The sequence below is a fragment of the Microbacterium meiriae genome, assembly GCF_032364335.1.
Classification (GTDB): domain Bacteria; phylum Actinomycetota; class Actinomycetes; order Actinomycetales; family Microbacteriaceae; genus Microbacterium; species Microbacterium meiriae.
The window spans coordinates 973,681-995,281 of the sequence record NZ_CP133984.1 but is presented as its reverse complement, the minus strand read 5'-3'; the positions used below and the strand labels follow the sequence as shown (position 1 = coordinate 995,281).

Genomic DNA, 21,601 nt, shown 5'->3' with positions numbered 1-21,601 from the left:
ATACCTGAGCGGCCCTCGCCCCGAAGCGGCGCTCCCGGCGACGGGGTCCGGCACGTGACCGGTCCGTGAAAAGTCCGCCCGAGTGATGAATGCGGTGAGCGGAGGGGCTAGCCTGGGGGCATGTCCGAACTGCGCATGGTCGAACTCTCCGCCGCGACGATCGTCGCCGTGAACAACCTGTCGCTCAAGCCCGGACAGGAGCAGTTCCTCGCGCCCGTCTCGTACGGCATCGCGGCCACCGTCATCAACCCGCAGACCTCCTGGCAGCGGGTGATCCTGGACCGCAACGAGGTCGTGGGCTTCGTCAGCGCCAACTTCGACGACGAGGCCCCGGAGGAGCACTTCCGCTCCGTGCTGTGGCGCATCAACGTCGACGCGGACGACCAGGGTCGCGGCATCGGCCGCTTCGCCGTCGAGAACCTCATCGACGAAGCGCGCACCCGCGGCGTCGACCACGTCAACGTGATCTACGAAGCGGGCGAGGACGGCCCGGAGGCCTTCTTCCGTCGCGTCGGCTTCACCCCCGTCGGGGAGACGGCCTACGGCGAGGTCATCGCCGAGATCCGCGTCCCCTCCTGAGACCGGCGGCGGGGTCTCGAATCCCCTCCCCCATCGAGACTCCGTCGCCCTCGGATCCCGCCGGACGGCTCGACCTCGATCCTCCTCAGCGCTGACCGCTGCCGTCCGGAGGCGTGCCCTTGCCCCGGCGACTGTTCCACGCGGCGAGCGCTGAGGCGGCAGCACCTGCTGCGCGGTCGATGGCCTCCGCGGAGCGGTGCAGCATGTCCTGCGCGGCGTCCTGCCAGGCCGCGGTGGGAGGTGCCTCGCCCGTCTGGACCTTCGCCGCGTGCTCGGCGGCCTCGAACGCCCGCTCCAGCTCCGCGACAGCGTCGCGGTACGCCGCGTACTCGGCGGCGGTCACCCGGCCCGTCGTCTGCCGACGCGCCTCGACCGCGGCACCGGCGGCCCGCAGGTAGGCGGCCGTCTCCGGACGCTTCACGTCCGTCATCTCGGGATAGGTGATCTGCAACGCGGGGTCTGTCTCATACCGCATCCACCGCGCGGTCACCGCGTCGTGCTCCGCATACAGGCGCTCCAGCGGCCGCGGCGCGGAGCCGGCGGGGATCGCGGCGCGAGCGGCGTTCACCCTGACCCGCCGGGCGCGGACGTCGGCTGCCGCGGCCCTGGCGTCGCGCTCACGCTCCTTGAGCATGCGTCGGGCGCCGGACACCTGCTCCGCGCTCGCCCGCTGCGCGGCCCGCTCGGCGGAGACCCGGGCGAGGTCGGCCCGTGCCACCTTCAGGGCCGTCCGTCGCACCACCGCGCGCTGCTGGGCCTCGCGGAGGTCGTGGCGGGCCGCGTCGTACTCCAGCCGGCGGCCGCTGCGGGTGTTGCGCCGACGGACGCCGATCGCGCCCGCGGTCACCCCGGCGGCGGCGGTCGGCGCGAGCCACCACCACTCCGCGACGAGGAGGAAGGGGTCCATCCCTCGATGCTACCGATCCCGGCGCACCCGCGCCCGGACGAGGAAGCCCCGGCATCCGTACGGATGCCGGGGCCACTGTCACGTCAGGACGTCAGACGAGCGTCTCCTGCCAGGCCGCGTGCAGCTGGGCGAACTTCCCGGTGCCGCCGATCAGGGCGGCGGGGGTGTCGTCCTCGATGATCCGGCCGTGCTCCATCACGAGCACACGGTCAGCGATCGCCACCGTCGACAGCCGGTGCGCGATGATGATCGCCGTCCGGTCGGCCAGCAGCGTCTGCAGCGCGTCCTGGATCAGCCGCTCGGACGGGATGTCCAGCGAGGCCGTCGCCTCGTCGAGGATCAGCACCGCCGGGTCGGCGAGGAAGGCGCGGGCGAACGAGATGAGCTGTCGCTGCCCTGCCGAGACACGACCACCGCGCTTGTTCACGTCGGTGTCGTACCCGTCCGGCAGCGCCGAGATGAACGCGTCGGCGCCCACCGCCCGCGCCGCCTCGCGGATCTCGTCCAGAGTCGCGTCCGGGCGCCCGAGCGCGATGTTGTCGGCGACGGTCCCGCTGAACAGGTACGCCTCCTGCGTGACCATGACGATCGCGCGGCGGAGGTCCTTCGGGTGCAGCGACCGCAGATCGACGCCGTCGAGGGTCACCGTCCCCGCGGACGGGTCGTAGAACCGGGAGATGAGCTTGGCCAGCGTGGACTTGCCCGCCCCCGTCGTCCCGACCAGCGCGATCGTCTGCCCGGCGGGGATGTCGAGCGAGAAGTTCGGCAGGATCGTCTTGTCCTCGTTGTACGCGAACGTGACCTCGTCGAAGCGGATGTGCCCCCGGGACTCCCAGAGGTCCACCGGCTTCTCGGGGTCCGGCACCGTCGGCACCTCCTCCAGGACGCCCGACACCTTCTCCAGCGCCGCGGTGGCGGACTGGTAGGAGTTGAGGAACATCGCGATCTCCTGCATCGGAGCGAAGAAGTTGCGCACGTAGAGCACGGCGGACAGCAGCACGCCGACCGTCAGGGCCCCCTCCGAGACCCGGATGCCGCCCCACAGCACGACCACGCCCAGGACGAGCGCCGCGACGCCCATGAGCCCCGGCTCGAACGTGCCGAACAGCAGCATCGAGCGGCGGTTCACGTCCCGGTACTCGCCGGCCACGCCCTGGAAGGCCTCGTCGTTGCGCGGCTCCTTCCGGAAGGCCTTGACCGCGCGGATGCCCGTCATGGTCTCCACGAACTGCACGATCACCTTCGCGCTGATCACCCGGGACTCGCGGTACACGAGCTGGGAGCGCGAGTAGAACCAGCGCATGAGGAAGAACAGCGGCACGCCGCCGATCGCGAGGATCAGGCCGGACTGCCAGTCCCACACGCACAGGGCGATGAACGTGAAGACACCGAAGAGCACGCCGGAGACGAGCTCGTTCAACCCGCCGTCGAGAAGCTCCTTGATGGAGTCCAGGTCGCTCGTCTGCCGCGAGATGATCCGCCCCGAGGTGTACGACTCGTGGAACTCCAGGCTCAGACGCTGGGTGTGCAGGAAGATGCGCTTGCGCAGGTCCAGCAGGACGGCCTGGGTCAGCTTCGCCGCGATGATGACGTACCAGGCGATGAGCACGGCGGCCAGAGCGCCGGCGAGCAGATAGATCCCGCCGACGACGAAGGTGGGCATCCAGTCGGCATCGTCGAGCACCGCCGGCAGCGCGCGGTCGAGGCCGATGCTGATGAGGATCGGCCCGGCCACCTGCAGCGCCGTCGAGATGACGAGCACCGTGGCGGCGAGCACGATCTGCGGCTTGAGCGGGCGCACGAGCGAGCCGAGCAGCCGCAGCGAGCGACGGCGGATCGCCCTGCTCTCCTCCGTGGTGAGGCGGGAGCGGTCCTCGTCCTGGGTTCCGGTGAGGGAGCTCATCGCTGCACCTCCTCTCCTGCGAATCGGGAGGCGCTTCCCGGCGCCTCATCGTCGGCCTCCTGGCGGATGCCGTCCTGCACGGTGTCGTGGATCTCCGACTGCTCGTCGCGGATGATCGGGATCGCGCCGGTGCGAGCCGCCTCCTCGGCCTCCAAGCTGGAGATGACGTGCCGGTAGTGCCGGCTCGTCTTCAGCAGCTCGGTGTGCGTGCCGACCGCGGTGATCCGGCCGTCCTCCAGCAGCGCCACGCGATCGGCGAGGGCCACGGTGGACGGACGGTGTGCGACGATCATCGCCGTGGTGTCGGCGAGCACGTGCCGCAGCGCCTCCTCCACGAGGGCCTCGGTGTCGACGTCCAGCGCCGACAGCGGGTCGTCCAGGACGAGCACCCGCGGCTTGGCGGCCACCGCTCGGGCGAGGGCGAGCCGCTGGCGCTGTCCGCCGGACAGGCTCAGTCCCTCTTCGCCGATGACCGTCTCGACGCCCTCGGGGAGCGTGTCGACGAAGGCGGCCTGCGCGACGTCGAGCGCCTCGCGCAGGACGCGCTCGGCTTCGGGGCTGTGCACGTCGAGGTCGGCGCGCCCGAGCAGGACGTTCTCGCGGACCGAGGCGGAGAAGAGCGTCGCGTCCTCGAACGCCATCGCGATGTGCTCGCGCAGCTCGGCGAGCGTCAGGTCGCGCACGTCGACGCCGTCGAGCGTGACCCGCCCTCCCGTCACGTCGTAGAGCCGCGTCGGCAGGGTCGTCAACGTGGTCTTGCCGCTGCCGGTGAGCCCGACCAGCGCCATGGTCTCCCCCGGTCGGAGCACGAGGTCAATGCCGTCGAGCAGGTCCCGCTCGTCGGGGGCCGCGTCCTGGTAGCGGAAGTGCGCGTTCTCGAACGCGAGCTCGCCGCGCGGGTTCTCGATGTGCACGGGGTTCGCGGGGTCGGTGATGGTGTTCGTCTCCGAGAAGATGTCGAACACGCGGTCCGTCGCCGTGCGCGCGTCCAGCATGAACGAGAAGAGGAAGCCGATCGACTCGATCGGCCAGCGCAGCACGACGGCCATCGCGAAGAAGGCGAAGAGCTCCGCCGAGGTGATCGCGTCCTGCGAGATGAGCCAGATGCCGGACATCAGGCTCAGGCCGAAGGCGATCTGCGGCATGAGGTCGAGCCAGAACCAGATCGAGGCGATGGCTCGGGCCTTGCTCATCTCGGTCTCGCGCAGCGTCTCGGCCTGACGGCTGAAGCGGCGGAGGGCGTGCGTGCCCCGTCCGAACGCCTTGAGCACCCGGATGCCGTGCACGCTCTCCTCGACGCTCGTGGCGAGGTCGCCCGCCTGGTCCTGGCTGCGCCGCGTGAGGGCGCCGTAGCGCTTCTCGAACAGGTAGCCGCGGATCCACAGCGGGATCGCCGTCACCAGGAAGATCGTGCCCAGCAGCCAGTGCCAGCGGAACAGCAGGACGGAGCCGATGAGGATCGTCAGCACGTTCACGACGAGAAGCACGAGGCCGAAGGCGAGCCACCGGCGGATGAGGCCGATGTCCTGCATCATGCGGCTGAGCAGCTGGCCGGACTGCCACCGGTCGTGGAAGGCGACCGGGAGGGTCTGCAGGCGCGAGTAGAGCTCGGTGCGCATGCGGTACTCGACCTGCGTGGCCGGGAACAGCACGAACTGCCGGCGGAGCCAGACCATGAGCGCCTCGCCGAGGCCGAGGGCGAACACGGCGAGCGCGCCCCAGACGATCGCGTCGAGGGCTCCGGACTGCACCGGCCCGCCGATGATCTGTTCGAGCACGATGGGGATCATCAGCGCGATGAGCGCGGCCGCGAGCGCGCTGGCGGCACCGCCGGCGAGACGCCAGATGACCGGCTTCACGAACGGCTTGAGCCGCCACAGCGCGGCGGGCGTGGAGAGGGAGGACGAGGGGGACGGTTTCTGCGCGGAAGACGTGGAAGACATGTCTCTCAGAGGAGTCGAGGGTGAGAAGAGTGAAAGGACGGATGCGAGAGCGGGCTCACGGAGCCCGGCATCCGGTGCAGAAGAGGGCGGGGGCTCTAGGAGAGCGGGCGCGCCGGGGTCGAGCCGAGGGTGGCGATCCGCGCGGTGGCGATCGTGGTCATGGTGTCCTCCTCAGGGCTCGGCGAGGTCGTCCGGTTGGCGCGACAGCCCATCAGCCTATTCCTGTGAACCAGCTGAGCGCAAGAGGAATTCCCGAGACGACGAAGAGCCCGCTCTCCGGGGAGCGGGCTCTTCGAACCGAGAGGTCAGCGCGCGGTGCGTTCGCGCGCCAGGAGCCTCTCCTTCACGGGCAGGCCCCAGGCGAAGCCGCCGAGAGAGCCGTCCGTGCGGAGCACCCGGTGACAGGGCACGAACAGGGCCGGGGCGTTGCGGGCGCAGATCGACGCGGCGGCCCGCACCGCACGCGGATTGCCGAGCCGGGCCGCGAAGCCCGTGTACGTCAGGGGTTCCCCCGGGGCGATGCCGCGGAGCGCCGCCCATCCGGCGAGCTGCAGGGCGGTGCCGGTCTGCGCGACCGGGACCGCGTCGATCGCCGTGACGTCGCCGGCATAGTACGCGCGGACGGCGCCCGCCGCGTCCGTCTCGGTCTCCCGCACGGCGTCGGGACGGCTTCGGGACGGCAGGCGTCCGAGGATCGCCTCGACGTCATCGGTCCACCCCGACACGAGGACCCTCTGGCGCTCGTCGGCGAGGATCGTGAAAGGACCGTCGGCGGTGTCGAGGGTCTGGATGAGTGCGGTCATGAGGTCTCCTCGGTGTCGGATTCGGGGCCGCGGGCGGGCCGGGTGGCGGTCCTGCTCCGCGGACCGGCGGGGCGGACCGGGGCGGCACGCCACAGATGCGCGCTGAGGTAGCTCCGCCACGGCGCCGTGCGCTCCGCCCAGGCGGTGAGGGTCTTCGGTTCGGCCGGGAGACCGGCGGCCGCGGCTCCGGCGCGGAGGGCGACGTCACCGGGCAGCAGCACGTCCGGATCGCCGAGCACCCGCATCCGCACGTAGTCGGCGGTCCAGGGACCGATGCCGGGCATCGCCAGCAGGGCCGCGCGCTGCGTGGGGCCGTCGTCGCCGACCGTGAGGGTCAGGCTCCCGTCCGCGAGGGCGGCGGCGGCTCCGGTGAGGGCGCGGATCCGGGCGGCAGGCCCCCGCAGCACCTCGGCGCCGTGAGCCGCGATGGCCGACATCGTCGGGAACAGGAGGCCGTCGGGCGTCCGCTCCCCCAGCGCGTCGGTGAGGGCGGTGAGCGCGGTGCGGGCGGCGACGACCGTGATCTGCTGCCCGATCATCGCGCGGATGAGCATCTCGTGCGGATCGGCCGCTCCGGGCACGCGGATACCGGGGGTGCGTGCGACGAGGGGGGCGAGGGGCGGGTGCGCCGCCAGGGCCTCGTCGATCGCCAGGGGGTCGGCGTCGAGGTCGAAGATCCGACGCGCGGTCGCCACCAGCGGCGCGAGGTCGCCGAGCTGCGCGACCCGAGCCCGGAGGTGCAGCCGCTCCGTCTCCTCCTGACGCACCTCGAACCACGCAGGGCCCCCGGGCATCCGGAGGTGTCGGGAGAACGCCGTGGCCGTGGCCTCCTCGACCCCGGTCACCGCCCGCGCCGCCATCCACGCGAAGATCCCGGCCGCATCCAGGGGACCCCGGTACGGCAGGACCAGGTCGATCGTTCCCGGCACGGACGCGGACGGCGTGCGGCGGCGGGCGCGCAGCTCTCCGGGCGTGAGGCCGAACACCTCGCGTATCGTGTCGTTGCACTGGCGGATGCTGTGGAAGCCGGCGGCGAAGGCGACGTCGGCGATGGGCATGTCCGTCCCCACGAGCAGCATCCGGGCGGTGTGGGCGCGGTGCGCTCTCGCCAGTGCCAGAGGTCCGGCGCCGAGCTCGGTCGTCAGCAGCCGCGTGAGGTGACGGCTCGAGTAGCCGAGTCGTGACGCGAGTCCTGGCACGCCCTCGCGCTCGACCACGCCGGACGCGATCAGCCGCATGGCGCGAGCGGCGGTGTCTCCGCGGACGTCCCACGCGGGCGACCCGGGGGCGGCCTCCGGCAGGCAGCGTTTGCACGCGCGGTAGCCCGCCTCGTGCGCCGCGGCACTGGTCGGATAGAAGGTCACGTTCTGCGGCTTGGGGGTGCGGGCGGGGCAGCTCGGACGGCAGTAGATCCCGGTCGAGCGCACGGCGGTGACGAACTGGCCGTCGAAGCGGGTGTCCCGGGCGCTGATGGCTCGGTAACGCTCGTCGAACGCGGTCACGGGGAGGCTCATGTCCTCCACTCTCTCACCCCCGCAGGGCTACGGCTGGCGGAAATCGGACATCGCGGTGACGCGCCGAAACCCCGCCGACGCGCCGAGACCCCGGCGTGCAGACGTGCGCACACCGGGGTCTCGACGGAAGACCGGGGTCTCGGTCAGTGGAAGAAGTGACGCTCCCCCGTGAAGAACATCGTGACGCCGGCCTTGCGCGCGGCATCCACGACCTCTTCGTCACGAACGGACCCACCGGGCTGCACGATCGCCGTGACACCCGCGTCGATGAGCACCTGGGCACCGTCCGCGAAGGGGAAGAACGCATCGGACGACGCGACCGATCCGGCGGCACGATCTCCCGCCCGCTCCACCGCGAGGCGGCACGAGTCGACGCGGTTGACCTGGCCCATGCCGACGCCGACCGTCGCATTGTCCTTCGCCAGGACGATCGCGTTCGACTTCACGGCCCGGCAGGCCTTCCACGCGAAGATCAGGTTCTCCATCTCCTCGTCACTCGGACGCTCCCCCGACACGAGCTCCCAGTTCTTCGCGACCGAGACGATGTCGTCCGGGAAGCGGTCCGCGTCCTGGAGCAGCAGACCACCGGACACGAGCCGCACGTCCATGCGCTCCTGCTGCCAGTCCTCGGGGAGCTGCAGCAGGCGCAGGTTCTTCTTCGCCTTGAAGACCTCGAGGGCCGCGGGCTCGAACGACGGCGCCACAATGACCTCGGTGAAGATGTCCTTCAGGTTCTCGGCCATCTTCAGCGTCACGGTGCCGTTCGCGGCGATCACGCCGCCGTACGCCGACACGGGGTCGCACTCGTGGGCGCGGAGGTGCGCGCTGGCGATCGGGTCGAGGGCGTTCGGGGCGGTCGTGGCGATCCCGCAGGGGTTCGCGTGCTTGATGATGGCGACCGCGGGCTTGACCATGTCGTAGGCGGCGCGCAGGGCCGCGTCGGCGTCGACGTAGTTGTTGTACGACATCTCCTTGCCCTGCAGCTGCGTGGCCTGGGCGATGCCGTGGCCGCCGGCGCGGGTGTAGATGGCGCCGCGCTGGTGGGAGTTCTCGCCGTAGCGGAGCGTCGCGAGCCGCTCGGCCTGGATCGTCAGATGCGCCGGAAGGTCGCCCGGCTCGTTGAGGGTCCCCTCGGCGAACCACTGCGCGACGGCCGTGTCGTAGGCCGCGGTGTGCGCGAAGGCCCGCGCCGCGAGCTCCCGGCGCTGGGCGAGCGAGGTGCCCCCCTGCTCCACGGCCGCGACGATCGCGGGGTAGGACTGCGGCGACACGACGATCGCGACGTTGGCGTGGTTCTTCGCGGCCGCGCGCACCATGGCGGGGCCGCCGATGTCGATCTGCTCCACCACGTCGTCGCCCTCGGCACCGGAGGCCACGGTCTCCACGAACGGATAGAGGTTGACCACGACGAGCTCGAACGGCGCGATGTCGAGGTCGGCGAGCTGACGCTCGTGGTCCTCCAGGCGCAGGTCGGCGAGCAGGCCGCCGTGCACCTTCGGGTGCAGGGTCTTGACGCGGCCGTCGAGCATCTCGGCGACACCCGTGACTGCGGCCACGTCCGTCACCTCGAAGCCGGCGTCGCGGATGGTGGACGCCGTGGAGCCCGTCGAGACGATCTCGACGCCCGCCTCCGCGAGCGCGGCGGCGAGCACGAGCAGGTCGGTCTTGTCGCTGACCGAGACGAGGGCGCGCCGGATCGGCACCGTGTCGCGATCGCGGTAGAGCGTGGGGTCGTGGCGGGGGCCGGCCATGATGGGCTCCTTCGTGCGGGGGCGTCGGGGGTCAGGGGGCGGAAGTCAGGGCGAGGTCGCCGGTCGCGATGCGCCGGACGACATCGATGAGGAGCCGGCGCTCGACCGGCTTGATGCGCTCGTGCAGGGTGTGCTCGGTGTCGTCGGCCCTGATCGGCACGCGCTCCTGGGCGAGGATGGGGCCGGTGTCGACGCCGTCGTCCACGACGATCACGCTGGCGCCGGTCTCGCGGACCCCGGCGGCGAGGGCGTCGCGGACGCCGTGGGCTCCGGGGAACTCCGGGAGGTACGCGGGGTGGGTGTTGATGATCCGGGGTGCGTAGGCGGCGACGAGCGAGGACGGCAGCAGGCGCATGAGTCCGCTGAGCACCACGAGGTCCGGCGTCCAGACGGCGAGCTGACGACCCAGCTCCTCGCCCCACGCCTCGCGGCTCTCGTGCTCGTGCCACGGCACGGTGAAGCTGGGGATGCCGAACTCCTCGGCGTGGGCCAGCCCGTCGGCTTCGCGGTCCGCCCCGACCACGACGACACGCGCCGGGAAATCGGGGTGACGAGCGGCCTCGAGGAGGGCGCGAAGGTTCGAGCCGGCGCCCGAGATGAGTACGGCGACCGTGAGCACGCGCCCAGTCTACCGGCGTGCCGGCGACGCTCCGACCCGGTCCGTAGAGGGGTCGGGACGCCTAGCGACGGTCGTCGTCGGCGTGGTCCTCGGAGCCCAGCGTGGACATCTCCTCGATCCAGCGGTCCGTGCGCTCTTCCGCGAGCTCGTCGCGGTTGCGCGGCGACAGCAGGAGGATCGCGGCGCCGACGAGCACCTCCGCTCCCAGCGACAACGCGAACGGCAGCACCGCCGGTCCCACGACCTCGAGTCGCCCCGGGCCCATCGAGCCGTTCGCGAAGGCGGCGGCGAGCGCGGCCACGCCGGCCGAGACTGCGGCGATCCCGACAGCGATCACCGACCGCTGCAGGAGCCCGAGCGGGGTCCCCTCCCAGACGAGGCGCGAGCGCACGGCCCACCCGGCGAACGCCCCGGCGGCCACCGGGATCAGGATGACGATGAGCATCCACATCGAGGTGTTCTCCGGCAGCAGACCGAAGGCGGGGATACCCGGGACGACGCCGAGCTGCGTCCCCGCCGGCGACACCGCGGTGCCCGCGCCGACGGCGAACCCGGGGCCGGCGAGCCAGGAGGCCGCCCACACCACGAGTGTCGGAAGGTAGGCCAGCTGCCCGAGGGTCAGCACGGTCGCCCCGAGGGCATCGACCCGCGCCGCCTGGAACAGCGCGACGACCTCGCCACCGCGCGTCAGGACCGACAGGGCGACGGCCAACGCGGCAGCCCCCAGCACACCGACGAGCGCGAACGCCGCCCCGCGCACGACCGCGGACGGTACCGGCGCCCAGTCCTCCCTGGCGTCCAGCACATCGTGGATGCGGTCCAGCACGCCGCCGTCGCCGTCCTCCCACGCCACGCGGACGGCGCCGCATACGGCGCCCACGAGGTAGACGGCGGGGGGCAGCAGGATCGCGAGAGCCAGCGGGACGCGAGCGGCGCCCAGCGCGGACGTGAGGGCGACGACCGTCGAGATCACGGCGAACACGACCGTCCCCGACAGGGATCCCAGCACCCACGCGCCGGATCGTGCGGCCCGGGCGCCGGAGCGCGCCGCGAAGAGCAGAGTGAGCAGCAGGAACGCCAGCGGCGTGACCGAGACGGCGAAGCGCGCGGCGTCGGCCGGGATCGCCAGGGTGACGAGCAGGGCGTCCGGGATCGTGATCTCCAGAGGGACACCGTGCCCGAACTCCCACAGCGTTCCGGTGAGCGGCCACAGCGCCCCCCAGTCCGCGGTGACACCGAACGCGAGCGTCCACAGGAGCGTCAACGGCGCCAGCAGCACGGCCAGCCCGACGGCGGCCGCGATGGCGGCGTCGAGGGCGGCGAGGAGCGCGACGAGGAGGCGTTGCATAGCGCCTTCGAGACTACGACGACTTCCGGTCCGGCCCCCGTGGGCGCGCGCGAGGCGGACGACACGGTAGCGTTTCTCCGGAGGTTTCCCGATGACTACTGCCCCACCCGCCCCGGCGTCCACCGAACCCACCGGTACCCTGGACCGCTTCTTCGAGATCAGCAAGCGCGGATCGACGATCGGCACCGAGATCCGTGGAGGCCTCGTGACGTTCGTCACGATGGCCTACATCGTGATCCTGAACCCGATCATCCTCTCCGGAAAGCCGGACGTCGCCGGCGACATGCTCGACTTCAACGCCGTCGGTGCCGCGACGGCCCTGACCGCCGGCGTCATGACGATCCTCTTCGGTGTCGTCACCCGCCTGCCGTTCGGCTTCGCCGCCGGCCTCGGCATCAACGCCTTCGTCGCGTTCTCCGTCGTCGGCCAGGTCACCTGGCCCGAGGCGATGGCGCTCGTGATGATCAACGGTGTCGTGATCGTGCTCCTCGCCGCCACCGGGCTGCGGAAGGCGATCTTCGACGCCGTGCCCTTCCAGCTGAAGATCGCGATCACGGTCGGCATCGGCCTGTTCATCGCCTTCATCGGCTTCGTGAACTCGGGCTTCGTCACGGCGACCGGCGCCTCGTCGCCGCCCGTCGGCCTCGGTGTCAACGGGTCGGTCGCGACCGTGCCGAGCCTGCTGTTCGTGATCACCCTGCTCCTCACGGGCATCCTCGTCGCGCTCCGCATCAAGGGCGGGATGCTCATCGGCCTCATCGGCGGCACCGTGCTCGCGGTCATCGTCGAGGCCATCTGGCACATCGGCGCCCGCGGCGTCGATGACGACGGCAATGTCGTGAATCCCGGCGGCTGGGGCCTCACCGTCCCGGCGCTGAACGGCTCCCCCGTCAGCGTCCCCGACCTGAGCCTCATCGGCGCCGTCGACTTCTCGTTCGACCTCGGCAAGGTCAGCCTCGTCGCCCTCGTGATGATCGTGTTCACGCTCCTCTTCACGAACTTCTTCGACGCCATGGGCACGATGACGGGCCTGGCCAAGGAGGCCAACCTGGCCGACGACAACGGCGACTTCCCGCGCATCAAGTCGGCCCTCGTGGTCGAGGGTGTCGGGGCGATCGCCGGTGGTGCGACCTCGTCGTCCTCCAGCACGGTCTTCATCGAGTCCGGCGCGGGTATCGGCGAGGGTGCCAGGACGGGACTCGCGAACGTCGTGACGGGCATCGTCTTCCTCATCGCGATGTTCCTGACCCCGCTGACCTCGATCGTCCCGACGGAGATCGCCGCCGCGGCGCTCATCATCGTGGGTGCCATGATGATGGCCCAGATCCGGCACATCGACTTCGGCGACTTCCGGGTGCTCCTGCCGGTGTTCCTCACGGTCTCGGTCATGCCGCTGACGTACTCGATCGCCAACGGCATCGGGGCGGGCTTCGTGAGCTGGGTGCTCATCCACGCCTTCTCCGGCAAGGCCAAGACCATCAGCCCGCTGCTGTGGGTGGTCGGCGCCGGCTTCCTGATCTTCTTCGCCCGCGGTCCCATCGAGGCCCTCTTCGGCGTCGGGATCTAGCCCCGCTCCGAGTCGCGCACATGGCCCCATTCCGACACGGAATGGGGCCATGTGCGTGATTCGAGGGAGGTGAGGGTATGACGAAGGCCCCGGGGTGGAGCCCGGGGCCTTCAGGTCAAGCGTAGCTCAGATCAGAGCGACTCGATGATCTCGCGCATGAGAGCGGCGGTCTCGGACGGCGTCTTGCCGACCTTGACGCCGGCGGCCTCGAGGGCCTCCTTCTTCGCCTGCGCGGTACCGGCCGAGCCGGAGACGATCGCACCGGCGTGACCCATGGTCTTGCCCTCGGGAGCCGTGAAGCCCGCGACGTAGCCGACGACCGGCTTGGTGACGTTCGCCTTGATGTACTCGGCCGCACGCTCCTCGGCGTCGCCGCCGATCTCGCCGATCATGACGATGGCCTTTGTCTCGGGGTCGGCCTCGAACGCGGCGAGCGCGTCGATGTGCGTGGTGCCGATGACCGGGTCGCCGCCGATGCCGATGGCGGTCGAGAAGCCCAGGTCGCGCAGCTCGAACATCATCTGGTAGGTCAGGGTGCCCGACTTCGACACGAGGCCGATCGGGCCCTTGCCGGTGATGTTCGCGGGCGTGATGCCGACGAGCGCCTCACCGGGGGTGATGATGCCGGGGCAGTTCGGCCCGATGATGCGGGTCTTGTTGCCCTTGCTCTGCGCGTAGGCCCAGGCCTCGGCCGAGTCGCCCACGGGGACGCCCTCGGTGATGACGACGAGCAGCGGGATCTCGGCGTCGATGGCCTCGATCATCGCGTCCTTCGTGAAGGCGCCGGGGACGAAGGCGATCGACACGTCGGCGCCGGTCTCCTTCATGGCCTCGGCGACCGAGGCGAAGACGGGGAGCTCGACGGCGTTGCCGTCCTTGTCCGTGTGCGAGACCGTGGTGCCGGCCTTGCGGGCGTTCACGCCGCCGACGACCTGCGTGCCGGCCTTGAGCATGAGCGCGGTGTGCTTGGTGCCCTCGCCGCCGGTGATGCCCTGGACGATGACCTTGGAGTCCTTGTTGAGGTAGATCGACATGTTCTGTTCCTTAAATCCTGTCGAAGCGTCAGGCGTTGGCGAGCTCGGCGGCCTTGTCGGCGCCCTCGTCCATCGTCGCGGCCAGGGTCACGAGCGGGTGCGCGTAGTCGGCGAGGATCGCACGACCCTCGTCCACGCGGTTGCCGTCCAGGCGGACGACGAGCGGCTTGGAGGCCGTGTCGCCCAGCGTCTCCAGGGCACCCTTGATGCCGTTGGCGACGGCGTCGCACGCCGTGATGCCGCCGAACACGTTGACGAACACGCTCTTGACCTGCGGGTCGCCGAGGATGACGTCGAGACCGGCGGCCATGACCTCGGCCGAGGCGCCGCCGCCGATGTCGAGGAAGTTGGCGGGCTTCACGCCGTTGTGGTTCTCTCCGGCGTAGGCGACCACGTCGAGCGTCGACATGACCAGACCCGCGCCGTTGCCGATGATGCCGACCTCGCCGTCGAGCTTGACGTAGTTGAGGCCGGACGCCTTGGCCTTGGCCTCGAGCGGGTCGGCGGCGTCCTTGTCCTCGAGCGCCTCGTGCTCGGGGTGGCGGATCTCGGAGGCGTTGTCGTCGAGCGTGACCTTGCCGTCGAGCGCGATGATGTCGCCGTCCTCGGTGCGGACGAGCGGGTTGACCTCGACGAGCGTCGCGTCCTCACCCTTGTAGACGTCGTACAGCTTCACGAACACATCGGAGACCTTCTCGACGAGGTCCTCCGGGAAGTTCGCGGCGCGAGCGATCTCGACCGCCTTCTCCTTGTCGATGCCGGTCAGCGGGTTGACCTCGACGCGGGCGAGCGCCTCGGGCTTCTCGACGGCGAGCTGCTCGATCTCCATGCCGCCCTCGACGGAGCACAGGGAGAGGTAGGAGCGGTTGGCGCGGTCGAGCAGCACGGAGAAGTAGAACTCCTCGGCGATGCGGGCACCCTGCGCGACCATGACGCGCTTGACGACGTGGCCCTTGATGTCGAGCCCGAGGATGGCCTTCGCGGCTTCGTATGCCTCATCGGGGGTCTTGGCGACCTTGACGCCGCCGGCCTTGCCGCGGCCTCCGGTCTTGACCTGGGCCTTGACGACCACGACACCGCCGATCTTCTCGGCAGCCGCCTTCACCTCCTCGGGGGTGTCCGCGACGATGCCGGCGAGGACCGGCACTCCGTACTTCTCGAAAACGTCTCGTGCCTGGTACTCGTACAGATCCACTGTGCTTCCTTCACTGGGCTGCGGTCTGGTCTGGTGATTCTCTCGATGTCGAGACATCGACCAGTCCCCCAGCCTACTACCGCAGGCTGAACGCTCCGACGCCCCGACGCCCTCCCCGACGCGCCGACGCCTCCGGTACGATTCTTGAGCGTCGAGGCAGGGGAGACGAGATGACGGACACCTTCGACTGGTCGGATCCGGTGGCGACACGCGCGCGCATCGAGCAGCAGGTGAAGGATGCGGAGCGTCGCGCCGCGCAGGCCGCGCAGGTGCGCGACGACATCGCCGGCGTGCGCGAGCGGGCGGCCTCTCCGGGCCGCGACGTCACCGTGACGGTGGACGCCTCCGGGCGGCTCGCCGACGTCGCGCTCACGGATGCCGCTCTGCAGCGCTCCCCCGCCGCCCTGGGCGCCCTCATCGTCACCCTCGCCGCCACCGCGCAGAAGGCGGCGGGCGCACGGGCGGTCGAGATCGCGGCGGAGGCCTTCGGCGCGGAGGACGCGGCGGTCGCGCATCTGCGTGAGGAGATCGCCGAGCTCCCCGACCCGAGTCAGGACGGCCGACCGCAGATCGAGTACCGCTGATGGCCGAGCTGATCGCCGTCGACACCGAGACCGTCCGCCAGCACGCCCAGCGCGTCGCGCAGATCGCCGCGGACGTCCGGCTCGCCGAGAACGCCGCCGGCTCGATGAACGTGGGTGGCGGCGCCTTCGGCGTGATGTGCGCCTTCCTCGTCCCCCCGGCGCAGATCGTCTCGTCGATCGCCGCCGGGGCGATCACCGCCGCCGCGACGATGCTGGAGAAGTCCGAGGAGCAGCTCCGCGGCCTGGCGGACGACTTCGACGAGGGAGAGCAGCGTCAGCTCGATTCGATCCGTGGGCTGCTGTCGTCCGTGGAGGGCGCTCGCCGATGACCCCGCCGAACCCCCTGGTAGCGGGACCGATCGACCCGACGACGCCGTTCAGCGGAGCCGGTCTCCTGGAGGACGGCTACGACCTCGTCACCGCGATCGAGAGCGGCGACTGGGTCTCCGGAGGACTCGCGTCCTTCTCCGCCCTCGCGAACACCGTGGCCACGGCCATGGATCCGCTCGGCTCGCTGATCGCCGCCGGGTTGGGGTGGCTGATGGACCACCTCGAACCCCTCAAGGGGTGGCTCAACGACCTGACCGGTGACGCCGGCGAGGTGGCGGGTTTCGCAGCGACCTGGGGCAACATCGCGCAGCAGCTGCAGCACGCGGGCGAGACCCTCGACGCCCGCCTCTCCGACGTCAGCTCGATGTCGGGCGAGGCGATCGCGGCGTATCTGCGGCTGCAGTCCGACGTCGCCGCCCACATCTCCGCGGCCGCCGCCTGGGCCGGCGGGATGAGGACCGGCATGGAGACCGCGTCCATGCTCGTGCAGATCGTGCATGAGCTGGTCCGCGACACCCTGTCGCAGCTGGTCGGATCCCTCATCTCGTACGCCAGCACGCTCGTCGTGTCGCTGGGCACCGCCACCCCGTACGTCATCGCGCAGGCCACGAGCCGCGTCTCGGCCATGACGGCCCGGATCTCCGGCACCGTGCTCAAGCTCGTCGACGCCGTGACGGCCCTGACGAAGCACCTCGACGAGCTCAAGTCGCTGTTCCAGCGCCTCGGCGACCTCTTCTCGCGCGGCCCGGGTGGGGGGCACGGGCCGTCCGGCCCCGGTGCTCCGCACAGCCCTGACGGCAGTTCGCCCGGCGGCTCGTCCCCCGGTGGCTCGTCCCCCGACGGGTCCACCCCTGACGGCCCCCGTGTGCGCGACCAGAGCACGCTCACCGACGAGCAGATCCAGACGTACCTCGACCGCTACTACCCGGACGACGCCGCCGACTTCGCGAACAACGGCACGCTCCCGCCCGACGTCCAGATCCCGAAGGGGCCGGAGGTGCTCCAGCCCGACGGGAGCATCGACTGGAGCCAGGTCCCCGGCGGAGGCTACGTGCTGGACGCCGATGGGCAACCGATCCGGCAGCCGCACACTCCACAGGTCGGGGACGTGCTCGACCGCTACGGTCCCCCCGACGGCCGGTACACCTCTCCGGTGCCCGAGAGCGGCCCGTACACGTACGATCAGCGCTCCCTGCCGTATGTGGAGAACCCGGCCCACTACCACCGCTACGAGGTCGTGGGCGACATGTCCGACCTCCGCGCGACATACGACGGCGCACCGCAGCAGGTGAAGGACGACCTGGCGGCCGCCGGATTCAAGCCCGAGTACCTCGGCTCGCAAGGGTACCGAGGAGACATCGCCCCCGGCTTCGGATCGACCGGCGGCGGCGTGCAGGTGCAGCTCTCGCTCTCCGTGGAGCACCTCCTCCTGCTCGGCGTGCTGAAGGAGACGACGTGACCGACCTGACTGCCGTCGGGCCGCGGAAGGAGACCATATGAACGACCTCACCGCCGATGAGGCGCAGCGCATCATCCAGGAGGAGAAGCTCACCGCGACCGCCAACTGGTACGGACGCACCGGCCGCAGGGAACGGTCGGCCTGGATCGACCGCGACGGGGACGACTGGATCGTGTGGGACACCGATGAGCGCGGTGACCGGTTCTACGGCCCCTCGCGCTTCGCGTCGGAGACCGAGGCGCTCGACCAGTTCCTCCGCATGGCGCGCGCCCACAAGGCCGCCGACGCGCACGCCGTCCGCCGGATCGAGGGCCGGGAATGACGGAGCTGTGGATCGGACCCGACGGCGTCGCGATCGATCGCGAGCCTCTCCCCCGCGGCGCGGAGGTGTGGGACATGTACGGGCCGGTCAACACGCGCTACGTCTACCTCGTGGAGAACGGCCGGCCGTCCGCCTATCCGGAGCGCTCCCTGCCCTGGGTCGAGAACCCCGCGGCGTACCACCAGTTCCTCGTCGTCGGCGACTGCGTGCACATCCGCGCGGCGTACGAGCGGTCGGAGGACGCCGTCCTCCGACGGGACCTGGACGACCTCGTGGACATCGGCTACTACCGCTGGGACGCCCCGATCTTCCGCGGCACGGTGGCCCCGGCCTTCGGCGACCCCGGCGGCGCGACCCAGCTCGTGCTGCCCCTCCCCCTCACGTTCTACCTGCGTCTCGGCCTGGTCCGGGAGCTGGCCGTCCCCGGAGCATCCGCATGAACCGCGACACCGTCCTCGCCGACCTCCGCGCGCGTGGCTCCGTCGGCTTCTGCTTCTTCGACGACCCCCGGGGCAAGACGAACACCGTCGTGGTGTCGTACGGCAGAGAGGGTTTCCAGACCTGGATCCAGGACGAGCGGGCGCAGCCGATCGAGGGGTCGCTGCGCGTCTTCGCCGCAGAGCAGGAGGCGCTGGCCGACTTCGCCCATCGCGTGCAGCTCTGGAACCGCGTCAGCGGAGTACTCTCGCCGGGGCCGTCGGGCGCCGGTGCCGCGGCGGTCTAGGATTTCGCCATGCAGGAATCCGCAGAGCTGCGCACCGGGGGCGTCGTCGCCGCCGCGCTCGAACTCTTCAGCGCCCAGGGGTTCGACCAGACGTCCGTGGAGCAGATCGCCAAGGCCGCCGGCGTCTCCCGGTCGACCTTCTTCCGGCAGTTCGGCGGCAAGGAGGACGTGGTCTTCGCCGATCACGAGGTCCTGCTGGAGCAGCTCCGGGAGTTCCTCGACGAGGGGCACGACGATCCGTGGGGCGCGGTCTGCGCGGCATCGGAGTCCGTGTTCACGCACTTCGCGAACGACCCGGAGCTCGCGCGACGGCGCTACCAGATCGTGCGGGAGGTGCCGGTGCTCCGTGAACGCGAGATCATCACCGTGTTCCGCTACGAGCGGCTGTTCGACGAGTACCTGCGCAGCGCCCTGCCGGGAGTGGATCCGCTGGACGCGGTGGGCTTCGCGGCGCTCGTGACGGCGGTGCACAACCACGTGCTGCGACAGCTCCTGCGCGGACGCAAGAAGGTGCCGCTGTCCACCCTCCAGTCCGCGCTCGCGGATGCGCGTCGACGGTACGGCGTCGGCGAGGACACCGCGGCGGGGGCTCCAGACGACATGGTGGTGGCGGTCTTCCCGCGTTCGATGCCCGTCGCCGAGGTCACGCGGAGGCTGCGCTCCGAGCTCGACTGAGCCCGCCGGAGAGGTCGTGATACCGAGTATCGAGGAGTACGATACCTGGTGTCACGAAGGAGCATCATGAGCACGGAAGCCTCCCCCGTCCCCGGCGAGCGCGTCTCGTCCTACGACATCACCGGACGGCAGGACAGCGACTACTACGCCGTCTTCGCCGACATCCCCGCCGCCGACCGGGAAGCCTGGGACCGCGCGAAGGCGTACGTCGACGAGGTCGCCCCGCAGATGGCCGAGGCGTGGGACCGCGGCGAGTACCCGCTCGACGCCGCACGCCGCATGGGGGAGATGGACCTCGTCGTCGACGGCGTCGACCATCCCGCGCTCACCCGGCTCTCCCCGCTCGCCGCCGGCCTGGTCAACATGGAGATCTCGCGCGGAGACGGCTCCCTCGGCACGATCCTCGCCGTGCAGGGCGGCCTCGCGCTGCGGACGCTCGCCCTGTTTGGCTCGCCCGCCCAGCAGGACCGCTGGCTCACGGCACTCGCCGACGGCTCGGTACTCGGATCCTTCGCGCTGACCGAGCCCGACCACGGCTCGGACTCCGTCTCGCTGGAGACCGTGGCCCGCCGCGACGGCGACTCCTGGGTCCTCCGCGGCGCCAAGAAGTGGATCGGCAACGGCGCCTCGGGCGGCATCACCTTCGTCTGGGCACGGGTCGACGACGAGTCCGCCGCCGAGCACGGGGCGGTGCGGTGCTTCCTCGTCGAGCAGGACGCCCCCGGGTACACCGGCACCGTGATCCGCGGGAAGGCCTCACTCCGCGCGATCCACCAGGCGCACATCCGCCTGGACGACGTGCGGGTACCGCTGGACGCGGTGCTGCCGGGGACCAGGAGCTTCAAGGACGCCTCGACCGTGCTCTACGCCACCCGGTCCGGAGTCGCCTGGTCGGCGCTGGGCCACGCGACGGCCTGCTACGAGGCGGCTCTGGCCTACGCGAAGGAGCGTGTGCAGTTCGGCAAGCCGCTCGCGAAGTTCCAGATGGTGCAGGAGCGGCTGACGCACATGCTGGAGGACCTGACGGCGATGCAGCTCTACTGCCGCCGGATGGCGGACCTCGAGCAGGCAGGAGCGCTGCGTCCGACCCAGGCCTCGCTCGCCAAGTTCCACAACACCCGGGCGGCCCGGCGGATCGCGGCGACGGCGCGTGACCTCCTGGGAGGCAACGGCATCCTCCTGGAGAACGGCGTCATGCAGCACATGGCCGACATCGAGGCCATCCACACCTACGAGGGCACCGAGTCCGTGCAGGCCCTCCTTCTCGGTCGCGACATCACCGGGATGAGCGCCTTCGCCTAGCCTTTCGAATCGCTCACTTCGCTGGATTCGGCGGCCGGATGCAGCGAAGTGAGCGATTCGAAGCAGAGGAGGCGGTCGCGATCGTCCCAGGGGTCGACGGGGCGGAAGCCGCGGGACGTGTAGAGCCGGATCGCGGCGTCGCGCCACTCCCACACCGACAGCCGCACCGCACCCTCGGCCTCCGCCAGGACGGCGTCGAGCAGCGCGGAACCGACACCTCGGCCGCGCACGGCGGGGTCAGCCCAGAGCCGCTTGATCTCGGTGTGACCGGCATACGGCAGGGCGATCACCACGCCGGCCGGGGCCCCGTCGATCTCCGCCACGAGCACCCGACCATCGGCGTACGCGGTCGCAGGGTCACGGACCTCCGGCCGGTACCGCTCGGGGAGTTCGCCCTCGGGTTCCTCCGGACCACCCAGGACGTCGTGCTTCTCCTGCTCCGTCTGACGGAGGTACGTCGAAACCGCCGTACCGACGAAGGCCGCATCCTGTGGCCACTCCGCCTCGCGGACGGAGACGCCGCCGTGCGACGCGGAGGCCGCGGGCATCAGTCGCAGCCGCAGCCGCCGGCGGGGGTCTTCACCATGAAGCAGACGTCGCACACGCCGTAGTCGCGCTCGACGGGCTTCGGCGCCGCGGGGGTGCGCGGTGCCGAAGGGGTGCCCGGCGTCGTGGAACGCTTGGCCTTGACGGGGGCCTGCGGGGCGAACTCGCTCGGGTGCGTGACGTAGAAGTACGGCGCGCGCCCCTCGCTGGGCTGCAGCCGCAGGCGGGTCGAGCCGACGGTGACGACCTCGTCCTCCGTGAATCCGTTGGTGTACGTGCGGCCGATGTGCAGCGCCGCGCCCTCGCGCCGGATCGCCTCGATGTAGCGACCGCGGTCGATCAGAGAGGTCACCCCCGCGGAATCGACGATCTCGGTGATGAACGCATGGTTCACCGGATCGATGCGGTGCGCGCGGAGCGCCTCGGGAAGAGAGCGGTACGGACGGGAGGTGCCGGCGGGGGTCGGGCCCTGGACTTCATTCATCCCTTCCAGGAT

At 70.9% G+C, this 21,601-nt stretch carries 22 protein-coding genes; 10 read left to right on the top strand and 12 right to left on the bottom strand.

Going from position 1 to position 21,601, the window contains the following annotated elements:
• Positions 1 to 120: 120 nt before the first annotated feature.
• Positions 121 to 579 carry a GNAT family N-acetyltransferase gene (locus RI211_RS04775; RefSeq protein WP_101847088.1) on the top strand — a complete coding sequence of 153 codons (459 nt, stop codon included), beginning with the start codon at positions 121 to 123 and terminating at the stop codon, positions 577 to 579.
• A gap of 85 nt (positions 580 to 664) precedes the next feature.
• Here the strand turns inward: RI211_RS04775 and RI211_RS04770 are convergent, their stop codons facing one another.
• The 8 genes from RI211_RS04770 to RI211_RS04735 all read right to left on the bottom strand — a co-directional run bounded on the left by RI211_RS04770 (position 665) and on the right by RI211_RS04735 (position 11,367).
• Positions 665 to 1,486, bottom strand: a complete 822-nt coding sequence (locus RI211_RS04770) for a hypothetical protein (RefSeq protein ID WP_315637419.1) — start codon at positions 1,484 to 1,486, stop codon at positions 665 to 667.
• A gap of 91 nt (positions 1,487 to 1,577) precedes the next feature.
• Positions 1,578 to 3,389 carry an ABC transporter ATP-binding protein gene (locus RI211_RS04765; RefSeq protein WP_060923216.1) on the bottom strand — a complete coding sequence of 604 codons (1,812 nt, stop codon included), beginning with the start codon at positions 3,387 to 3,389 and terminating at the stop codon, positions 1,578 to 1,580.
• A complete protein-coding gene (locus RI211_RS04760) occupies positions 3,386 to 5,332 on the bottom strand; it encodes an ABC transporter ATP-binding protein (RefSeq protein ID WP_259954281.1) in 1,947 nt (648 codons plus the stop codon). Before RI211_RS04760 ends, RI211_RS04765 begins: the two co-directional genes overlap by 4 nt.
• A gap of 305 nt (positions 5,333 to 5,637) precedes the next feature.
• Positions 5,638 to 6,135, bottom strand: a complete 498-nt coding sequence (locus tag RI211_RS04755; RefSeq protein WP_315637417.1) for a methylated-DNA--[protein]-cysteine S-methyltransferase — start codon at positions 6,133 to 6,135, stop codon at positions 5,638 to 5,640.
• On the bottom strand, positions 6,132 to 7,649 hold the full coding sequence (locus RI211_RS04750; protein ID WP_315637416.1) for a DNA-3-methyladenine glycosylase 2 family protein: 1,518 nt from the start codon (positions 7,647 to 7,649) through the stop codon (positions 6,132 to 6,134). Before RI211_RS04750 ends, RI211_RS04755 begins: the two co-directional genes overlap by 4 nt.
• A 143-nt stretch (positions 7,650 to 7,792) precedes the next feature.
• Positions 7,793 to 9,400 carry a bifunctional phosphoribosylaminoimidazolecarboxamide formyltransferase/IMP cyclohydrolase gene (gene purH, locus RI211_RS04745; RefSeq protein WP_259954278.1) on the bottom strand — a complete coding sequence of 536 codons (1,608 nt, stop codon included), beginning with the start codon at positions 9,398 to 9,400 and terminating at the stop codon, positions 7,793 to 7,795.
• 31 nt (positions 9,401 to 9,431) lie between these two features.
• The gene (gene purN / locus RI211_RS04740; RefSeq protein ID WP_101847100.1) at positions 9,432 to 10,019 is read right to left on the bottom strand and encodes a phosphoribosylglycinamide formyltransferase; all 588 of its coding nucleotides are present in this window, start codon (positions 10,017 to 10,019) and stop codon (positions 9,432 to 9,434) included.
• Positions 10,020 to 10,080: 61 nt separating this feature from the next.
• Positions 10,081 to 11,367 (bottom strand): cell division protein PerM, encoded by a 1,287-nt coding sequence (locus RI211_RS04735; RefSeq protein WP_315637415.1) that lies wholly within the window; start codon positions 11,365 to 11,367, stop codon positions 10,081 to 10,083.
• Between the two features lie 91 nt (positions 11,368 to 11,458).
• Here RI211_RS04735 and RI211_RS04730 point away from each other — a divergent pair, with 91 nt between their 5' ends.
• A complete protein-coding gene (locus RI211_RS04730) occupies positions 11,459 to 12,934 on the top strand; it encodes an NCS2 family permease (RefSeq protein WP_315637414.1) in 1,476 nt (491 codons plus the stop codon).
• 131 nt (positions 12,935 to 13,065) lie between these two features.
• Here RI211_RS04730 and sucD read toward each other — a convergent pair whose 3' ends face one another.
• Together sucD and sucC are read right to left on the bottom strand one after the other, a co-directional pair.
• On the bottom strand, positions 13,066 to 13,968 hold the full coding sequence (gene sucD / locus RI211_RS04725; protein WP_187663460.1) for a succinate--CoA ligase subunit alpha: 903 nt from the start codon (positions 13,966 to 13,968) through the stop codon (positions 13,066 to 13,068).
• A gap of 28 nt (positions 13,969 to 13,996) precedes the next feature.
• Entirely contained in the window at positions 13,997 to 15,163 is a 1,167-nt protein-coding gene (gene sucC / locus RI211_RS04720) for an ADP-forming succinate--CoA ligase subunit beta (RefSeq protein ID WP_025103777.1), read from the bottom strand.
• 170 nt (positions 15,164 to 15,333) lie between these two features.
• Here sucC and RI211_RS04715 point away from each other — a divergent pair, with 170 nt between their 5' ends.
• From RI211_RS04715 to RI211_RS04680, 8 genes are all read left to right on the top strand, one after another.
• The gene (locus RI211_RS04715; protein ID WP_315637413.1) at positions 15,334 to 15,747 is read left to right on the top strand and encodes a YbaB/EbfC family nucleoid-associated protein; all 414 of its coding nucleotides are present in this window, start codon (positions 15,334 to 15,336) and stop codon (positions 15,745 to 15,747) included.
• Positions 15,747 to 16,076: a type VII secretion target gene (locus tag RI211_RS04710; protein WP_025103775.1), complete on the top strand. Its 330-nt coding sequence runs from the start codon at positions 15,747 to 15,749 to the stop codon at positions 16,074 to 16,076. The genes RI211_RS04715 and RI211_RS04710 overlap by 1 nt, the downstream gene beginning before the upstream one ends.
• Entirely contained in the window at positions 16,073 to 17,536 is a 1,464-nt protein-coding gene (locus RI211_RS04705) for a TNT domain-containing protein (protein ID WP_315637412.1), read from the top strand. The genes RI211_RS04710 and RI211_RS04705 overlap by 4 nt, the downstream gene beginning before the upstream one ends.
• A gap of 37 nt (positions 17,537 to 17,573) precedes the next feature.
• Positions 17,574 to 17,858 (top strand): hypothetical protein, encoded by a 285-nt coding sequence (locus RI211_RS04700; RefSeq protein WP_315637411.1) that lies wholly within the window; start codon positions 17,574 to 17,576, stop codon positions 17,856 to 17,858.
• Entirely contained in the window at positions 17,855 to 18,298 is a 444-nt protein-coding gene (locus RI211_RS04695) for a hypothetical protein (protein ID WP_315637410.1), read from the top strand. The genes RI211_RS04700 and RI211_RS04695 overlap by 4 nt, the downstream gene beginning before the upstream one ends.
• On the top strand, positions 18,295 to 18,582 hold the full coding sequence (locus RI211_RS04690) for a hypothetical protein (protein ID WP_249520974.1): 288 nt from the start codon (positions 18,295 to 18,297) through the stop codon (positions 18,580 to 18,582). Before RI211_RS04695 ends, RI211_RS04690 begins: the two co-directional genes overlap by 4 nt.
• A gap of 9 nt (positions 18,583 to 18,591) precedes the next feature.
• Positions 18,592 to 19,257: a TetR/AcrR family transcriptional regulator gene (locus tag RI211_RS04685; protein WP_259954271.1), complete on the top strand. Its 666-nt coding sequence runs from the start codon at positions 18,592 to 18,594 to the stop codon at positions 19,255 to 19,257.
• Between the two features lie 66 nt (positions 19,258 to 19,323).
• Positions 19,324 to 20,559 (top strand): acyl-CoA dehydrogenase family protein, encoded by a 1,236-nt coding sequence (locus tag RI211_RS04680; RefSeq protein ID WP_315637409.1) that lies wholly within the window; start codon positions 19,324 to 19,326, stop codon positions 20,557 to 20,559.
• Here the strand turns inward: RI211_RS04680 and RI211_RS04675 are convergent.
• Positions 20,556 to 21,107: a GNAT family N-acetyltransferase gene (locus tag RI211_RS04675; RefSeq protein ID WP_315637408.1), complete on the bottom strand. Its 552-nt coding sequence runs from the start codon at positions 21,105 to 21,107 to the stop codon at positions 20,556 to 20,558. The two genes, RI211_RS04680 and RI211_RS04675, sit on opposite strands and share 4 nt — an antisense overlap.
• Complete coding sequence (locus RI211_RS04670; protein ID WP_315637407.1) at positions 21,107 to 21,589, bottom strand: hypothetical protein; 483 nt, start codon at positions 21,587 to 21,589, stop codon at positions 21,107 to 21,109. The genes RI211_RS04675 and RI211_RS04670 overlap by 1 nt, the downstream gene beginning before the upstream one ends.
• Between the last annotated feature and the right edge of the window lie 12 nt (positions 21,590 to 21,601).